The 15929-nt window shown below is 61.8% G+C and carries 13 protein-coding genes; 7 read left to right on the forward strand and 6 right to left on the reverse strand.

Annotated features, from left to right (window positions below):
* Window positions 1-239: 239 nt before the first annotated feature.
* Window positions 240-680 (reverse strand): Lrp/AsnC family transcriptional regulator, encoded by a 441-nt coding sequence (locus K0M74_RS09670; protein WP_293971169.1) that lies wholly within the window; start codon window positions 678-680, stop codon window positions 240-242.
* A 266-nt stretch (window positions 681-946) separates the two neighbouring features.
* Here K0M74_RS09670 and K0M74_RS09675 point away from each other — a divergent pair, with 266 nt between their 5' ends.
* On the forward strand, window positions 947-1090 hold the full coding sequence (locus K0M74_RS09675) for a hypothetical protein (RefSeq protein WP_293971294.1): 144 nt from the start codon (window positions 947-949) through the stop codon (window positions 1088-1090).
* 148 nt (window positions 1091-1238) lie between these two features.
* Here K0M74_RS09675 and K0M74_RS09680 read toward each other — a convergent pair whose 3' ends face one another.
* The 3 genes from K0M74_RS09680 to K0M74_RS09690 form a co-directional block, all read right to left on the reverse strand.
* Complete coding sequence (locus tag K0M74_RS09680) at window positions 1239-2738, reverse strand: serine hydrolase (RefSeq protein ID WP_293971172.1); 1500 nt, start codon at window positions 2736-2738, stop codon at window positions 1239-1241.
* 69 nt (window positions 2739-2807) lie between these two features.
* Window positions 2808-3794: a dienelactone hydrolase gene (locus tag K0M74_RS09685; protein WP_293971175.1), complete on the reverse strand. Its 987-nt coding sequence runs from the start codon at window positions 3792-3794 to the stop codon at window positions 2808-2810.
* 176 nt (window positions 3795-3970) lie between these two features.
* The gene (locus K0M74_RS09690) at window positions 3971-4885 is read right to left on the reverse strand and encodes a LysR family transcriptional regulator (protein WP_293971178.1); all 915 of its coding nucleotides are present in this window, start codon (window positions 4883-4885) and stop codon (window positions 3971-3973) included.
* 132 nt (window positions 4886-5017) lie between these two features.
* Here K0M74_RS09690 and K0M74_RS09695 point away from each other — a divergent pair, with 132 nt between their 5' ends.
* The 3 genes from K0M74_RS09695 (at window position 5018) to K0M74_RS09705 (ending at window position 8869) form a co-directional block, all read left to right on the forward strand.
* A complete protein-coding gene (locus K0M74_RS09695; protein WP_293971181.1) occupies window positions 5018-5548 on the forward strand; it encodes a hypothetical protein in 531 nt (176 codons plus the stop codon).
* A gap of 79 nt (window positions 5549-5627) precedes the next feature.
* On the forward strand, window positions 5628-6914 hold the full coding sequence (locus K0M74_RS09700) for an MFS transporter (protein WP_293971184.1): 1287 nt from the start codon (window positions 5628-5630) through the stop codon (window positions 6912-6914).
* Between the two features lie 371 nt (window positions 6915-7285).
* Window positions 7286-8869 (forward strand): ABC-F family ATP-binding cassette domain-containing protein, encoded by a 1584-nt coding sequence (locus tag K0M74_RS09705; protein WP_293971188.1) that lies wholly within the window; start codon window positions 7286-7288, stop codon window positions 8867-8869.
* Window positions 8870-8939: 70 nt separating this feature from the next.
* Here the strand turns inward: K0M74_RS09705 and K0M74_RS09710 are convergent, their stop codons facing one another.
* Window positions 8940-10214 (reverse strand): dipeptidase, encoded by a 1275-nt coding sequence (locus K0M74_RS09710; protein ID WP_293971191.1) that lies wholly within the window; start codon window positions 10212-10214, stop codon window positions 8940-8942.
* Window positions 10215-10349: 135 nt separating this feature from the next.
* Here K0M74_RS09710 and K0M74_RS09715 point away from each other — a divergent pair, with 135 nt between their 5' ends.
* The 3 genes from K0M74_RS09715 (at window position 10350) to K0M74_RS09725 (ending at window position 14824) form a co-directional block, all read left to right on the forward strand.
* Window positions 10350-12668: a TonB-dependent receptor gene (locus K0M74_RS09715; protein ID WP_293971194.1), complete on the forward strand. Its 2319-nt coding sequence runs from the start codon at window positions 10350-10352 to the stop codon at window positions 12666-12668.
* 78 nt (window positions 12669-12746) lie between these two features.
* The gene (locus K0M74_RS09720) at window positions 12747-13847 is read left to right on the forward strand and encodes an alpha/beta hydrolase (RefSeq protein WP_293971199.1); all 1101 of its coding nucleotides are present in this window, start codon (window positions 12747-12749) and stop codon (window positions 13845-13847) included.
* A 23-nt stretch (window positions 13848-13870) separates the two neighbouring features.
* Window positions 13871-14824 carry an ornithine cyclodeaminase family protein gene (locus tag K0M74_RS09725; RefSeq protein WP_293971202.1) on the forward strand — a complete coding sequence of 318 codons (954 nt, stop codon included), beginning with the start codon at window positions 13871-13873 and terminating at the stop codon, window positions 14822-14824.
* 79 nt (window positions 14825-14903) lie between these two features.
* On the opposite strand, the gene K0M74_RS09730 is transcribed toward K0M74_RS09725, so the two are convergent.
* Window positions 14904-15902, reverse strand: a complete 999-nt coding sequence (locus K0M74_RS09730) for a threonine/serine dehydratase (RefSeq protein WP_293971205.1) — start codon at window positions 15900-15902, stop codon at window positions 14904-14906.
* Window positions 15903-15929 lie beyond the last annotated feature (27 nt).

Raw genomic sequence — 15929 nt, forward strand, 5'->3', positions numbered from 1 at the left:
CTTAACATCGGTGAGCAGAAACCGTCGACGCCTCCTCCACCGAAAGTCCGCTTCCGGCCGCGCGGTCGGCGCAGACTAAATCGTAGAGACATGGTAGCGCATCCTTTCCAATTCTTCATTCTGCCTCCGCATTGGGCGAAGTGCATGGCCTGTAGCTTGCCGGCAAACCGGCGATTTCACGCAAAGGCCTGCGTGTCGCCAAGCTTGCGATTCTGCCCGGCGTAGCGAAGCGCCAGTTTTCATCTGCGGTGTTCGGCCAGAATGATCGTTGTCTCGGCGGATTGGATACCGTCAACGGCAAGAAGTCGATCCGATAGCCGAGACAGGGAGTGGGTCGTCGGCGCGGACACGATCAGAACGGCGTCGTGCTGACCGGATATTGAGTAGGCGCGCAATACTTCAGGCCACTGCAGAACAATGTCCAAAACGAGCCTGCAAGGGCGAACACTGAGTCGCAGCATAACCATAGCGGCGACGTTGCCGCCGGTATGAAACGCAAGATTGGCGGAATAGCCCAGAATGATGCCATCCCGTTCCAATCGTGCAATCCTCGCTTGGACGGCGGTACGCGACAGATTGAGGTCGCGGGCGATGGAAGCTGTTGGTTTGCGACCATGCGCTTGGAGGATCGATACCAGTTTGCGGTCCGTTTCATCGAGGCGCTCGTCCAGCCGGTTCACGCTAAGCTTCCTTCCAATCGACACCATAAACGGCGAACTGCCATCTCGCTTGCCAACCACTTTTGATCCAAGGAGTGGCTCTCAATTGGAGACGGTTCATGAATATCATCGACGCGCATGAATTTACTGCGGAGCGAGCATGGGGTGCAATCGATATCGCGCGGTTTGACGGTGCGTCCGTGCGCCTTCACTGGACCGATCAACCTTATATCTGGCACGTAAACGACGGACCCGAAGTTTTTGTCGTCCTTGATGGCGAGGTCGATATGCAATGCCGCCGCGACGGACGCGAAGTAACCTGCCGACTGAAACCCGGTGTCATCTTTTATGCGGACGAGGGCGACGCCCATCGTGCCGTCCCGATCGGACCTGCTCGCATATTGGTTATGGAGCGCGTCGGCAGTATTTGAAAACCGCTGCTTGCCTTGGTCGTTTCGAATCTTGAGCTGCTGGTTTTCCAGTGCGGCCAGTTCATCTGGGATCGGTCGAGCGGGCGGCCGCTTCGTGGGCTTCGGCGTTTCGAAGCGCATTCCGCTATCGACCAAAAGGCGAAGTCGCTCAATCTGTTCGCTCGGCGATGTTTGAGCCCCCACCGAAGCTCAGCTTGACCGCCCTGGCGCGAGGTTCGGAAGGTGACAGCGCTTCGATGGTCATGACGCTGTCCGGTGAGAAAAGCTTGTTTTCTGTCTCGGGTAGCAACGAGCGCCCGACATGTCCTTCGCGCGCCCATATCAGTTCGCCGCCAGAACCCCGTGTTATCCTGAAGCGTTCGGCTGCGAAATCCCGGAGTTGGTAGGTGCCAACGAACCGCTCGGCGATCGGGCCGGAAAGCGAGAGCGCAGCGCGGGCGGGGAGTGGCTTGCGCGCAGGCCAGCGATAGATGTCGCCGATCGCGCGCATGACCTCGTTGATCAACCAACCGCCGTCATATCCATTCGTCATGACGACTGCGCCCTGGCAGCTGTCCGGGTAGATGATGAACATCGAGGTAAAGCCGATATTCTTGCCGGTGTGACTGATCTGGCGCGCACCATCGGCCGGGCCAAGGTCCACACCCAGACCCCAGTTGCCCGGCCCGCGCGTCATGAGCTGGGCGGCGGCATCTTTCCCGATGATCGCACCGGTCTCGCCGCGCACCGAGCGCGCGAGGCCGATCACGAAACGGCCGAGGTCGCTCGGTGTCGACCGGAGCCCGGCGGGCGCCATTTCAGGATAGACGCGCCATTTGCCCGGCAGCGGCGAACCGTCGGCACTCGTACCTTGTGCCGATCGAAAGCCATCGGCGTCCGAAGGCGGCTGGTCGAAGCTGCTGCTCGCCATGGCAAGCGGTTTCAGCACGAGCTCGCGCATCAGCGGCGCGAAGTCCCTACCCGTGGCTTCGCCCATCAGCGCCTGCGTGACGAGGTAGCCCCCACCCGAATAATTCCAGCGGCTGCCGGGATCGCTCTCGACGACGATGGCCGGCGTATTGGCTGGCGCTTCGCCGCGCAGAATCTGCGCCAGCGTCGGCCTAGGTTCGCCGGGCAGATAACCTTTCATTCCCTCAAGATTTGTGCCCGCCGTATGGCTCAGCAGCTGCCGAAGTGTAACGGGGCCGCGCGCCTTGTCGTAAGACCAGCTTTGGATCTGAAGCTGCACGTCGCCATCGAGCGAAAGCGTTCCGCGCTCGACCAGCCGTAGCGCCCCAATCGCAGTGACGGATTTGCTGATCGAACCTGCCTGGAACCGCGTCTCGGGGGTCACTGGGGCACCGGCCCAGATCGTCGAGCCGAACCCCCGCGCGTCGACGATGCGGCAATCCTCGATGACCGCGACGCTCAGCCCGGGGACGCGATAATGTGCCATGCGCTCGGCGAGGTCGAAGCGCTGGGTTTCGGACCCCTCGATCGCGATTGTGCGTCGAAGCGCGCTTTCGAAAGCCAGAGGCGTGTTTTCCGACGCCGATACGGCGGAAGCGGATGCGGAGACCGCCAGCGCTGCCAAGAGGCTCGTGGTTCCGCGGGCTATCATCTTGAGAGACGAATGGAAGGTGGGAATCGGTGCAGCTGTGTTGGACATGAGACATCCTTTGGGTCGGTGGGGCGACCGCATTCCAGTGGAAATGAAAAGCAGGGCGTGAGCGCGTCGCTAGGGCGCGGCAAGGTGGGCGCGGAAGAAGGTTATAAGCGCGGCATTGAGCTCCGCATGGAACGCCGTCCGGTCGAAGCCGGGCTTGTCGGTGCAGATCGCCGGCATCACGCTTGGGTCGGGGCAGGGCGAAAGGAAGGAAAGATGTCCCGCGCCTTGAACCGGGCGATATTCCGTGGTCTTGGGCAGGAGGGCACGGACATTGGCCGTATTGCTGGCATAGGGCACTATCTTGTCATCGCTTCCAGCCCAGATCTGAACAGGTGTCTTCACCTTCGCGAGGCTGTCCGGCCCGAAAAGAAATCCCAGCCCCGGCGCCGCGATCGCTGCAGCCGATATGCGCGGGTCATGCGACCAGGACGGATTTTCCACCGCGGCGGCCGGAGCTGGGTAAAGCCGGCACACAAACTCGGGTTGCGTAGCGCAATGCGGTGCGAGGCGCCCGAGGTCCGGCTCGCCGCCAATGGAGATAAGCGCGGTCGTCGCGCCGGCAGAGAAGCCGAAGATGCCGATCTTGTTCTCGTCGATATTTAACGATCCGCGCCAACTACCGAGCATGAAGTCGATCGTCCGGACGATATGGCGCGAGCGGTCGGCAAGCCACGCTGGCTTTCCGACATTGCTTTCATCCTCATAATTGTCGCCGCTGTGGGTCGGCGTCACGACGACGAAACCGGCTTGGGCGAGCGCTATGGCGGTGTCGACATGACTGATCGCTCCGGCGCCGGTGCCGTGCGAAATGATCAGCAGCGGCAAACCCGATCTGGCGATGGGCGCACTGGGCGCCGCCTTGATAGCGACCGGCCCGACCTGGATGTCGCGCGCCTCTGCGGCGGTCGGGTACCAGATGATCGCGGCAATCGGGGCGTGGTCGGCATCGGGAATGGCGGCCTGCTCGAAGCCCACCTGATACATCTGCTCGGCCGCGACAGCGGGCGCGGGCAGGACGGCAAGAGCCGCCGCGGCTGTGACGGTCGCCATCAGCAATGGCGCGAACAATCTGCTTTTTACATTCATGAGCTTCCCTCCCAGCGATTGGCGGCCAACCCAGTTTCTAACCGCCCCTTTTCGGGCGGTGCACCATCAATATCTTCTCCCTCGGAACGGCGGAAGCTGCATCATTTGCATTAGGTTCGTGCGTCCGACGCCATGTCCCGCTTTGCCTAGCTCCCCGGTGTTGCACGAAGAGCATTGTCACAGGCTTGCCGGACCAGCTGGCGCAGCCAGCGGTGCGCGGCGTCGCCTTCCATGCGTGGATGCCAGAGCAGCGATATGGTAAACGGTTCGGTTTCGACGGGCAGCGTGAACGTCGTCATCCCGCCTCGAAGACCCATGGTGTGCCGCTCGGGAACCGTGGCGATGAGGTCTGATCCCCTGGCCAGCGCAAGGGCGGCGGCGAACCCGTCGACGGTGGTGACGATCGTCCGCGCGAGGCCGAGCGTCTCGAGCTTCGCGTCGATCGCGCCCAGATCGAGCCCTTGCCGTGTTACCAGTACATGGCGACATTGGGCATAGCGCTCGGCGGTCATGTTGCCCTTGGCCAGAGGATGCCCGGCGCGCACGACGCCGACGTAGCGATCGACGAACAGTGACTGCGCGCGCACCTCGGGGCCGATCGAGCGGCCGACGACGCCCGTCTCGAGGTCGATATCCCCGTCGCGAAGACCTGCGCTGTCCTTGTCCAGCTTGCGGATGAAGCGGATGCGGACATGCGGCGCCTCCTCGGCAACCTGCTGGATCAAGCGCGGGCCGATCGACTCGGCGAACCCGTCGCTCGTCCTGAGTACGAAGGTCCGGTCGAGACGGTAGAGATCGACCGTGTCCGCAGGTCGCAGGACTGCGCGGGCATCCTCGACGAGGCGGTGGACCTCCCCGCGCATCGCCTCAGCGCGCGGGGTTGCGACTAGTCCGCGACCCGCGCGCACGAGAAGCGGGTCGCCGGTCACCGTCCTGAGGCGGGCGAGGGCGCGGCTCATCGCGGAGGGGCTGAGGCCGAGCTTGCGTCCCGCGCCGGCAACGCTGCCCTGCTGAAGCAGCGCGTCCAGGGTGAACAGCAGATTGAGATCGGGACCGCTCATGGCGCCCGCCTTACCATAGGCTGTCTCTCGGACATAGCGTCAAGCGCAACGATATATTGCAAATGCTGCGCCTTCCGCCATGCGGGTGGCGGTCTATTTTCGGTCTCGACCTCCACGAGACAGGAATTTGCCATGACCCAGACAGCCCTCGACCTCTTCGCCGGACGCATCCGCGATAATTGGGGACCGCTGACCTCCAAGCTGATTGCCGATTGCAGCGCGCGCGTGGCCGAGCTGCTTCAGACTCCGCGGACCGAGGCGTGGCTCGCAGACCTGTGCCACGAACGTCCCGAGAGCCGCGAACTCTATCGCGATCCGGTGCATGGATTTGTCCTGCTCGCGCACACCGAGGCCGACGGGCGATATCGCGTTCCGCACGACCATGGCCGGAGTTGGGTCATCTACGGTGTTCTGCACGGTGAAATAGAGATGGGAACCTACGCGCGCGTCGACGAGCCGCGCGAAGGCGCGCGTCTTGTGAAGCGCGGATCGACGCTCGTCAGGCCAGGCGATGTTCAAGTCTATCTGCCGGGCGATATCCACGACACGTTTTGCGTCGGCGGTCCTGCGATCCAGTTCCGCTTTACGGCCCGCGATCTCCGCCGCGAAACGACCATGGTCCGCTACGCCGATGTCGGCGGGACCTGGGTTCCTTCGGCCTGAGACCGTCATCGTGTCGACGATCTCTGTCCCGCCGAGCGGCATGCGCCGACGGGCTGCCATCGCCAGCGTGCTTGCGGCGATGGCGGCAGCGGTGCTCGACGCGTCCAGCATCAACATCGCGCTCCCTTCGATCGCGCACGCGCTTGATATCGAGCCATCGCTCGCGGCCTGGCTGGTGATCGCCTATCAGGGAGCACTGGTCGCAGGCTTGTTGCCGCTCGCCGCGATCGGCGAGCGCTTCGGCTACCGTTCGACCTTCGTCGCCGGCACCGCCTTGTTCGGCTTCAGCGCTGCGGCATCCGCCATGGCTCCCGGCATTGTCTTGCTCGTCATCTTGCGCGTCCTGCAGGGGATTGGTGCTGCGAGCATCATGGCTTTGGGCGTGGCGCTGCTTCGCCAGGCCGTCCCCGAAGAAGAGTTCGGCAAGGCGATCGGCTGGAACGCGATGACGGTCGCGCTACTGTCTGCGGCGGGACCAACGATCGGCGCCTTGTTGCTCGGTCTCGGAAGCTGGCGTTTCGTGTTCGCTGGTAGCCTGCTCTTGGCGGGAGTAGCGCTGATGGCGTCGCGCGGGCTGCCGGAACATCGTCGAGAGCGCAGGGCGCTCGATGCCCTCGGCATATTGGCTTACGCCGCCGCCGTCCCCGCTTTCGTGGTGGCGGCCGGGCTTGCCCGCGTATCGGTTCTTCTCGGTGCTTTGGTTTTGACGGCCGGCATGACCGGCCTCGGGTTTCTTGTCCGTCGCGACGTTCGGCGAGCCTCGTCGTTTCTTCCGCTGGCGCTCTTTCGGTCACCCAGCTTCACGCGATCGGTCCTGGCGTCGGTGGCCTGCTTTACGGCATTGGGCCTGGCGCTGCTGATCCTGCCCTTCGCATTGCACGACCGGCTCGGACTATCGGCGCGGGCCACTGCCCTTATGATGACACCGTGGCCGCTCGCGGTGCTTCTGACGACGCCGTTTACCGCGAGGCTTCTTGATCGCATTCACCCGGCGCGGCTGTGCGCCGTCGGAGCATTGGTCTTGGCGTTCGGGTTGGTGGTTTTGGCTGCGGCCCCCTTCGCCTGGAGCGTTCCGGCGTATATAGCGGGCATCATTCTTTGCGGGATCGGTTTTGGGCTATTTCAGACCCCGAACAATCGCACGATGTATCTCGCAGCGCCCCTTGACCGGGCCGCTTCAGCTGGAGGGGTGCAGGGGACTGCAAGGCTTACTGGGCAGGTAACGGGCGGGGTAATTGCGTCGATTTTGCTGTCCGTCACCCCCGTGGCAATAGCGGCTTCGATTGCTTTTGGTATCGCTGCGCTTGCTGCCTGTGCGTCCGCGGGGATCAGCCAATCATACGGTAGGCCGAAGGCCAGCTATTGATCCTACCGGCTCCAGAAGCAGGCAGGCCGCAAGCGGCCAATCTTGCCCAAAACCTACCCAGCAAATCCCTTGTCCAGAACGAATCTGGGTGTTTGTGAGATCTAATATTGCCTCTTTTGAGATCAGATCTGAGCTTCAAGCGGCCGCGAGTGGCAACCGAGATCAAATTTCGGCCCCGGTCGGATGAATTTTTCGTTTCAGATCATAATTAAAGTGCGTTCATTCCTGCTTCCTTCGCTTTGCGACGGCAAATGGCAAGAATTTGTGCCAAAATGGTGGACCCGTGATATCGGGCTCTCGATCGAGCCGGAGCTTTTCCCGATCGACAACCATCTGACCGCACCGCCCTCGCTTTGCTATCAGGAAAGCCCATGCCTGCCATCACGATCTCCAACCTCGGCTGGTCCACGCCTGACGGCCGTGCCGTCCTTTCAGCTCTGGACATTAATTTCCAGCGTGAACGCATCGGAATCGTCGGGCGCAACGGCGTAGGCAAGTCGACGCTGCTGCGCTTGATGACCGGCGAGCTTTCGCCCGCGTCGGGTAGCATTGCAGTCGATGGAAGCATTGCGATGCTGCGCCAGACGGTGCAGGTCGGGGCGGACGACAGCATTGCCGACCTGTTCGGCGCCCGGGACGACCTCGCCTTGTTGCGCAAGGCCGAAGCCGGCGCAGCGAGCGCCGAGGAGATGGTCGACGCGGACTGGACGCTGGACGCGCGGATCGCCGAGGCGCTTGCGGGTGTCGGCCTGCCTCTCCCTGGCGACACGCTTCTCTCGGCGCTTTCGGGAGGTCAGCGTACCCGCGCCGCGCTTGCCGGCGCGATGTTTACCGCGCCCGACTTTCTCTTGCTCGACGAGCCGACCAACAACCTTGATCTCGAAGGACGCAAGGTGATCCGCAACCTCCTGGCTGGCTGGCACGGCGGCGCTATCGTCGTCAGCCACGATCGCGAGCTACTTGAGGAAATGGATGCGATCGTCGAGCTCACCCAGCGTGGCGCCGCGCGCTATGGGGGCGGCTGGAGCGATTATCGCGCGCGCAAGGACATCGAGCAGATGGCGGTTGAAGCCGAACTGGCTAGCGTAGAAAAACGCATAAGCGCCGCGCAGCGGCAGGCGCAGACGGCGCTCGAGAAACAGGACCGCCGCGATTCTCGCGGACGCGCCAAAGCTGCACGCGGTGACATGCCCAAAATCCTCATCGGTGCGCTCAAGCGGCGCGCGGAGGAAACGCGGGCAGCTGGCAGCCGCCTCGCCGTGCGCCACCGCGGCGAAGTCGAAGCGCAGCTCGCCATCGCGCGAGCGAGGATCGAGATCGTGGATCCGTTGGCGATCGGCCTTCCATCGACCGGGCTTTCAGTCTCGCGCACCGTGCTGGCGCTCGACCGGGTAACTGCGGGCTATGCCGAAGGCCGACCGATTATCGAAAATCTGTCGCTGACCCTTGTCGGTCCAGAGCGCGTTGCGATCGCCGGCCCCAATGGCGCGGGGAAATCGACGCTTCTCGCCCTTATCGCCGGGACACTGGCGCCCTGGTCGGGGGAGGTGCGCGTCGGCGTTCCGGTCGCCCTGCTCGATCAGAGCGTCGGTCTGCTCGACCCTGCGCTCTCCATCGCCGCCAATTTTCTCGCGCGCAATCCGGGAACAACGAACAACCAGTGCCGCGCAGCGTTAGCGCGCTTCCGCTTTCGGGCCGATGCTGCCGACCGCACCGTCGGCACACTGAGCGGCGGTCAGATGCTTCGCGCCGGTCTCGCCTGCGTCCTGGGCGCGCCGCACCCACCGCAACTACTGATACTCGACGAACCCTGTAACCATCTCGACATTGAATCTCTTACGGCGGTCGAAACCGGCCTCGCCGCCTACGACGGCGCGCTGCTTGTCGTCAGCCATGACACAAGCTTTCTGGAAGCGATCAGGGTCGAGCGTGTCGTCGAGTTAGGGAAGGACTGACGGCGGCGAGTTTCTAAAGGTCCCGATTTCGTCGAATATCTTCGGGGCATGGACTTCCCGATGTCCTATACTATTGCAGTCGCTGCTCATTCGGGCCGCACTGTACGCGGAGTCGTGCGCTGATATTCTCGGCCTCTCGGATGACGCGCAGTATGTTCCCGCGGGAAATCAGTTTTAGTTCGGCTTGAAGATAGCCACGCCGCGCAAGCTCTGCGAATAGCTCTTGAAATCCTGCGGCCGTGTCCATTCCGACAATCCGGAACCGGTCGCCCTCCAGATCCGACCCTATGGCGATATGTTCGACGCCGACGGTTTTTCGGATATGATCGATATGGTCGGCGACCTGCGCCAATGTCGTTGCCGGAACGGGATGCTCGCGGCGCCATCGTAGCAAATCCGCCGCGACGCGCTCGGGTTCGCCGGGGTAAAGTGCAGTCAGTCTTGCGCTTTCCGCGGCTTCCGCCGCAGCCCACTGATTGACGGCGGAATTGGTCGCGCGTGGGATCAGGCTGACCATTACTACGCCGCCATTGGCGCCAAGTTGTTTCAAAATATCGTCAGGTACGTTCCGCATATGCGGAACGATGGCATAGGCACTCGAATGGCTGAAAATGACAGGCGCTTCGCTGACGGCGAGGACGTCGTGCATCGTTGCGTGCGAGACGTGGCTGAGGTCGACTAGCATGCCAAGACGGTTCATTTCGCGAACCACCTGTTCTCCGAACGGCGAGAGCCCATCATGCTTCGCTGTATCGGTTGCCGCATCGGCGATGTCGATCGTCCGATTATGCGTCAGCGTCATATAGCGGACGCCGAGTTCGTACAGTTGTCGCAATACACCAAGTGACCCCCCAATTGCGTGTCCGCCTTCGGCGCCGACCAGCGATGCGATCTTGCCTTGGGTCTGCGCGCGCTCGATATCGCTGGCGCTGGTCGCGAAGGCGAGGTCGTCGGCGTTGGCTCCGATAATGCGCTTGACGATGTCGATCTGTTCCAGCGTGGCGCGGACTGCGGCATCGCCTGACAGGCTTGACGGAACATAGACCGACCAGAACTGACCTCCCACCCCGCCTTTGCGCAGCGCTGCGATGTCGGTTTGCCAGCGTGGATCGGTATCAGTGCCGTGTTTGAAATCCAATTCCGAGACGATTCCGCCAAGCCTCTCACGGAGCCTGATGGCAAGATCATTGTGGCCGTCGATCAGCGGGGCTTCAGCCAACGACTGCCTCGCATAGGCTTCTGGTGACGGCGAATCCCTAGCGTCGGCCGGCTCTGCCAGCCAGCTGCCGGCGATAATGTTTACGGCGGCACAGACGACGAGAAGGGACGGGTTACGCCGCGACATGGCAGGGTTCCTCAAAATTAACTGATCATTTTCAATGCAGACGCCTTGGCTGCATATCCATATTTAACGCCCCTATTGACATAATCCAAGTTTTAATATTTGATCAAATATGACATCAAGTATGGAGGACGGTCTGTGAACAAGGGAGTGGGTCAATTCATGGCAGCGGCGCGCGTCGGCTGCCTTCTGGGCGCAAGTTGGATCGCCGTGTCCGCCGCGGCGGCAGAAACGGTTCAATCCGAAGCGCCGGTGGTAGCTGCGGGGGATGACACGATCATCGTCACGGCGCGCAAGCGTACCGAAACGATCATTGACGTGCCGATCTCGATTAGCGTCATGGGCGCAGAGGCGATCGAGCGTCGTGGTGCGAAAGATATGGAAGAACTGGCGCGCAGCGTGCCGAACGTGGTCGTCGAGCAAGGCGCAGAACAAGACAGCAAGCGCTTTCTGATCCGCGGGATCGGGGCCTCGTCGGGAACGGCGTCCACGGTCGCGTTGTATGTGGACGACACGCCGATCACCATCGGTACTGAAACGCCCGATCTCAAGCTGTTCGACGTCGAACGGCTTGAAGTCCTGCGCGGGCCGCAGGGGACGCTATTCGGATCGAGCGCAATGGGCGGCGCGATCCGCTATATTTCACCCCAACCAGGGTTTTCCGGCGTCACCGGGTCGGGCAAGGTCGAAATCGGCAAAATCGACGGCGGCGGCATGAATTACGAAGTGCAGGGTGCGCTGGGGCTGCCGCTGGCAACCGATACGCTCGCCTTTCGTGCCTCCGCCTTCTACCGCCGGGACGGCGGCTATGTGGATGTGGTCGACGAGACGACCGGGGCGCTGGTGGATCAAAATGCTAACTCGACCGACACTTTCGGTGGCCGCGTCGCGCTGCGCGGCAAAATCGGTGAAGTGGTCGAGGCAACGGCCTCACTGCTCTTCCAGCAGCAGCAGCGAAACAATCTGCCGGTCTATTTCACGGGCCGCGGCGTCACCACCACCGTTCCCCTCGACGGGTTCCGGCGGACGCAGCGGTCGCCCGTCGACTCCGATGACAAGTTCCTCATGCCGAACCTGACGATCAAGGCGGATCTGGGCGGCGTCGAGCTGACCTCTTCCAGCTCGTATGTGCGGCGCCGCTTTCAGCTTCGCAATGACTTCAGCTTCTTTGTGCAGCGTGCGCTCGGCCTTCCCGATCCGGTTGGAACGCCGCTGGTGGTCGCCGGCAGCAATGACCGCCTCTTTGAATCGGTCATCCAGGAAGTGCGGTTGGCCTCGCAGGGCAATGGCCGACTGAGCTGGCAGATTGGCGCCTACTACCAAAAGTCGGAGGCGCATCGGCAGCAACGCGTGACGACGACGAACCTCGCGACGCTCGTCCCGCCGCTCGCCCCGCTCATCCTTCCTGGCGGCATCGTCTTCAGCTCGGACGTTGAGCCGGTGACCGAGCAGATCGCAGGATTTGGCGAGCTCGAGTTCAAGCTGACTGATAAGTTGAAGCTTACCGCAGGCGTGCGCGTCACCGAACTCAAGCAAAAGTTGGACCGCTTCGCCAATGGGTTCTTCAATGGCGGTTCGTCGCAGGTTTCGGCGCGGAGCAAGGAAACGCCGGTCACGCCGAAGATGTCTGTCAGCTACGACACCTCGGACGATTCGATGATCTATGTAACTGCGGCGAAGGGTTTTCGCGAAGGCGGGCCGAACGCCCCCGTTCCGGTCACCATTCCGGCCTGCCGCGCCGCGCTCGACGCGCTCGGGTTGAACGATGCGCCTGATTCCTATGGCTCCGACAATCTGTGGAGTTATGAGATTGGCGGCAAGTTTCAGTCGCGCGACCGCCGCGCAGGAGTGAACCTGGCGGCCTATCAGGTCGATTGGAGCAAGATTCAGCAGTCCATCGGTCTGGCTGGATGCGGTTTCGGCTTTACGGACAATGTCGGAAAGGCCCGCGTGCGCGGGGTGGAAGGTGAGGCATTCATCAAACCCGTCGAAAATCTGAGCCTCGAGTTCAAGCTCGGCATCGCAGACGCGCAGCTGACAGAGGATCTGATTACGGGCGCAAATGCCGCCGGTCCTATCGTGGCGGCGCCGGCGGGGACACCGTTGCCCTTCACGCCCAAATGGACGGTCGGCGCGGCCGTGCAATATGACGTGGAGCTGGGGGGCGATACGCGTGCCTATGTTCGAACCCAGTTCGACCATGTCGGCAAGACCACACGCGATCTGGGCACGCCGAGCGATGATCCGCGCAGCCACAACCGGAAATCTTACAGTGTTGTCTCGGCTCGCGCCGCGGTTAGCAATGGCCCTTGGGAAGTGTCGTTGTTTGTCGACAATTTGTTCGACGTCCGCCCCGTCCTGTTCGACAGTTTCCAGGATTTTGCTCCGGGGACATCATCCTCGCGAACAACGATCCGTCCGAGGGCCTTCGGAAGCAGTCTCTCCGTCCGCTTCTGAGAGAAATAGCTGGAACCCCCGGAGGGGCGGGCAGGTGCTTTGCGGTGCTTGCTCGCCCCAAATTCCCAAGAGGAACGTATGAAACTACTCAGGATATTCGGCTGGACCGTTGCGGGAATCGCAGCATTGGTTGTCTGCTTCACGACTGTGATGTTCGGCTATCGAAGTCACGTCCAGGGCCAGAATGAAGATCTGGCGAAAATTCAATCACCGGCCGGTATTCAGGAAGCAAAATACATCCGGATCGGCGGTATTGATCAATGGGTGACGATCCGCGGCGAGAACCGTAAAAATCCAGTGCTGCTGTTTCTGCACGGCGGTCCCGGCATCCCGCTCTACCCGGTTGCCTATGACATCCTCCAACCATTGGAAAAGAACTTCACCATCGTCCAGTGGGACCAGCGCGGCGCCGGCAGGACTTTCGCGCGCAATCGCAAAATGCCCAAGTCGGCGCTGACTCTGAAGCGGCTCGAGGCAGATACCGTAGAGCTGATCGAGATATTGAGAGAGGAGTTGGGCAAGGACAAGATCGGTCTGGTCGCCGCGTCGGCCGGCTCAGGGTTCGGCATTCGCGTGGCCAAGCACAGGCCCGATCTTCTCTATGCCTATGTGGGCGTCGGACAGCTCATCGGGATCGATGAGGCGGATGAGCTTCTTTATGGTTTTGTGATGCGTCGTGCACAGGAGACCGAAAATCAGGACGCGCTGCAGGAGCTGCGCGCGATCGGAAAGCCGCCGTTCAAGGACATTGCGGAGTCGACCGTGGCCCGCCGGTGGTTGACCGAATTCTCGCCGCCTTCAGAAAAATCCTTCAACAGCACGTGGAATCTTCTTTCCGCGATGGCCGTGGCCCCCGGATATTCCATCGGAGACATTCGCGATATCATCTCCGGCAGCGAGTTCAGCCTCGATGCGCTCTACAACGACTATCGCACAACCGATGCGCGAAAGCTGGGGCGCGACTTCGAGGTGCCCTTGATTTTCATCCAGGGTGATCAGGACTATCTGACGCCAACCTTGCTGGTCGAACAATATGTCGGTTGGGTTCGTGCACCCTACAAGCGCGTGCTGATCTTGCGCAACGGCGGCCATTCAGCCTCGGTGGCGCTGCCGCGGCAGTTTATTCCGATGCTCGAGCGGGTCGTTCATCCTCTTGGTGCCACGTCACCGCAAATGTGAGAGGCCTTGCTATGCAGATTCGTATGTTTGACGCGCCGCAGGTGCGGCAGTTGCTACCGGTCGAGGAATGTATCGACCTGATGCGGGACGCCTTTCTCGCGGTTGCGCGGGGCGAGACGGGTCAGTTGCTGCGAAGTGTACTGATGCTGCCCGGCGATGATGGCGCATGCTTCGGGACTATGTCAGGGTATATGTCCGAACCCAATGTCTTTGGTGTTAAGGTGAACTCGGTCTTTCCAGCCAACTTTGGCACTGAATATCCATCGCATCAGGGTGTCATGCTGCTCTTCGAGCGCCAACACGGCGAGCTCGTGGCGATGCTGGACGCGGGGGAGATTACGGCCGTTCGGACAGCCGCGGCAAGCGCTGCAGCGACGGACGCTTTGGCCAGAGGCGAGTCGAGCCATCTGGCGGTTCTGGGCTACGGGCGGCAAGCGTCGATGCATGTCGCGTCGATGCGCGCCGTGCGACCAATCAACAAGCTTACAGTGTGGGGCCGGTCCGCTGGGCGGGCACGCGCCTTTGCCGAGGAACAGCAACGGCTGCACGCGGTCGCCGTGGAGATTGCGCCAGACGTTGAGCAGGCGATTGCGCATGCCGACATCGTCTGCACGACGACGGCGGCGGCAAAGCCCATTCTCAAAGGCGACTGGATACCGGCGGGTTGCCATCTGAACGTCGTTGGATCGAGCATGGCGCGCTTTCGCGAGATCGACACGCGCGCCGTCGTCCGTTCGCGGTTCTTCGTCGATTATCGCCCGATGTGCCTTCGCGAGGGAGGTGAGTTCCTAAAGGCGGTCGAAGAGGCTGCGGTGACGGCGGACCACATCGTCGGCGAGGTCGGCGAGGTGCTGGCAGGTACTTGCGAGGGTCGCCGCGATGCGGGCGAAATTACCGTGTTTAAGTCCCTGGGCATGCCGGTCGAGGATATCGCGGCGGCCCATTACGTGCTCAAAAAAGCTTTGATGAAAGACTGACGGGGCCAGTTGCAAGGGTCAGCTTGGGCCGCTTGTAACGACTTGCCCTCTCTCTCGTTACAAGCGGTCCTTTTTCGCATCAGTCTTCGCGAAGATGGGCGGCAAGCGTTTCGATATCGGTGTTCGTTCCGCAGACCAGTACGCCCACCTTTTGTCCCCGCAAGGGTTCCGCCAGCGGACCGCACAGCGCTGCCGCTGCCGCCGCCGCCGCAGGCTCCACCGCCAGCTTCATTTCGCGGAACATGAGCCGCATAGTACGGCGGATGTCTGCGTCGCTAACCTTGATCAAGGTATCGACATTCTGCTGACAGAGGCTGAACGTGAAGGGAGCTGCATAAGGCGCATTCAGGCTGTCGGCGATTGTCGCACCCTGCTCAATTGGCATCGCTCGGCCTGCGGCAAAACTGCGATGCATTGAGTCCGCGCCATCAGGCTCGACGCCGTAGATTTTGGTGCTGGGCGAAAGGAGCTTGATCGCGCTCGACATGCCACCGCACAGCCCACCACCGCCAATCGAGATGATCACCGCGTCCAGATCCCGTACCTGCTGGCAAAGCTCCATCCCCAAGGTAGCCGAACCCAGAGCAGTCGTCCGCCCCTCGAACGGGTGAACAAAATAGCGGCCCTCGTCCCTTTCGAATTCGGCGACGCGTTCAAAGGCTTGGTGGACATTGTCGGCAATGACAAGCTCGGCGCCATGGCTTTTGCACAATGCCATGCGAAACGTGCTCGCGCCGCGCATCATCACGACCTTGGCGTTGGTGCTCAGCGTCTTCGCGGCATAGGATGTGGCAACCGCGTGGTTACCCGAACTGACCGCGGTTACGCCGCGTTTGCGCTGTGCGCCCGAGAGCTGCATGATGTTGTTAAGTGCGCCGCGGACTTTGAACGAGCCTGCATATTGCAAAAGCTCAAGCTTGAGCATGACCTGCGTATCTTGTCCGACGAGCGCAGAAATTTCGGGACCCTGCCAGCGATAGACAGGGGTCTCGATGATATGATCGCCTAGGCGCTGGCGAGTTGCCTCGATCTCGTCGAGCGAGAGCTTCGCGGGGACCGGTTTGTCATTGTCGGACACGGGGCTGGCATTCCTTTCTGGACAAGC

The sequence above is a fragment of the Sphingopyxis sp. genome, assembly GCF_019459305.1.
Taxonomy (GTDB): Bacteria; Pseudomonadota; Alphaproteobacteria; order Sphingomonadales; family Sphingomonadaceae; genus Sphingopyxis.

Coding starts and splice junctions, on each gene's coding strand:
- K0M74_RS09675 (WP_293971294.1), top strand. CDS start 947: ATGCAATGCCGCCGCGACGGACGCGAAGTAACCTGCCGACTGAAACCC.
- K0M74_RS09680 (WP_293971172.1), bottom strand. CDS start 2,738: ATGTCCAACACAGCTGCACCGATTCCCACCTTCCATTCGTCTCTCAAG.
- K0M74_RS09690 (WP_293971178.1), bottom strand. CDS start 4,885: ATGAGCGGTCCCGATCTCAATCTGCTGTTCACCCTGGACGCGCTGCTT.
- K0M74_RS09695 (WP_293971181.1), top strand. CDS start 5,018: ATGACCCAGACAGCCCTCGACCTCTTCGCCGGACGCATCCGCGATAAT.
- K0M74_RS09700 (WP_293971184.1), top strand. CDS start 5,628: ATGGCGGCAGCGGTGCTCGACGCGTCCAGCATCAACATCGCGCTCCCT.
- K0M74_RS09705 (WP_293971188.1), top strand. CDS start 7,286: ATGCCTGCCATCACGATCTCCAACCTCGGCTGGTCCACGCCTGACGGC.
- K0M74_RS09710 (WP_293971191.1), bottom strand. CDS start 10,214: ATGTCGCGGCGTAACCCGTCCCTTCTCGTCGTCTGTGCCGCCGTAAAC.
- K0M74_RS09720 (WP_293971199.1), top strand. CDS start 12,747: ATGAAACTACTCAGGATATTCGGCTGGACCGTTGCGGGAATCGCAGCA.
- K0M74_RS09725 (WP_293971202.1), top strand. CDS start 13,871: ATGTTTGACGCGCCGCAGGTGCGGCAGTTGCTACCGGTCGAGGAATGT.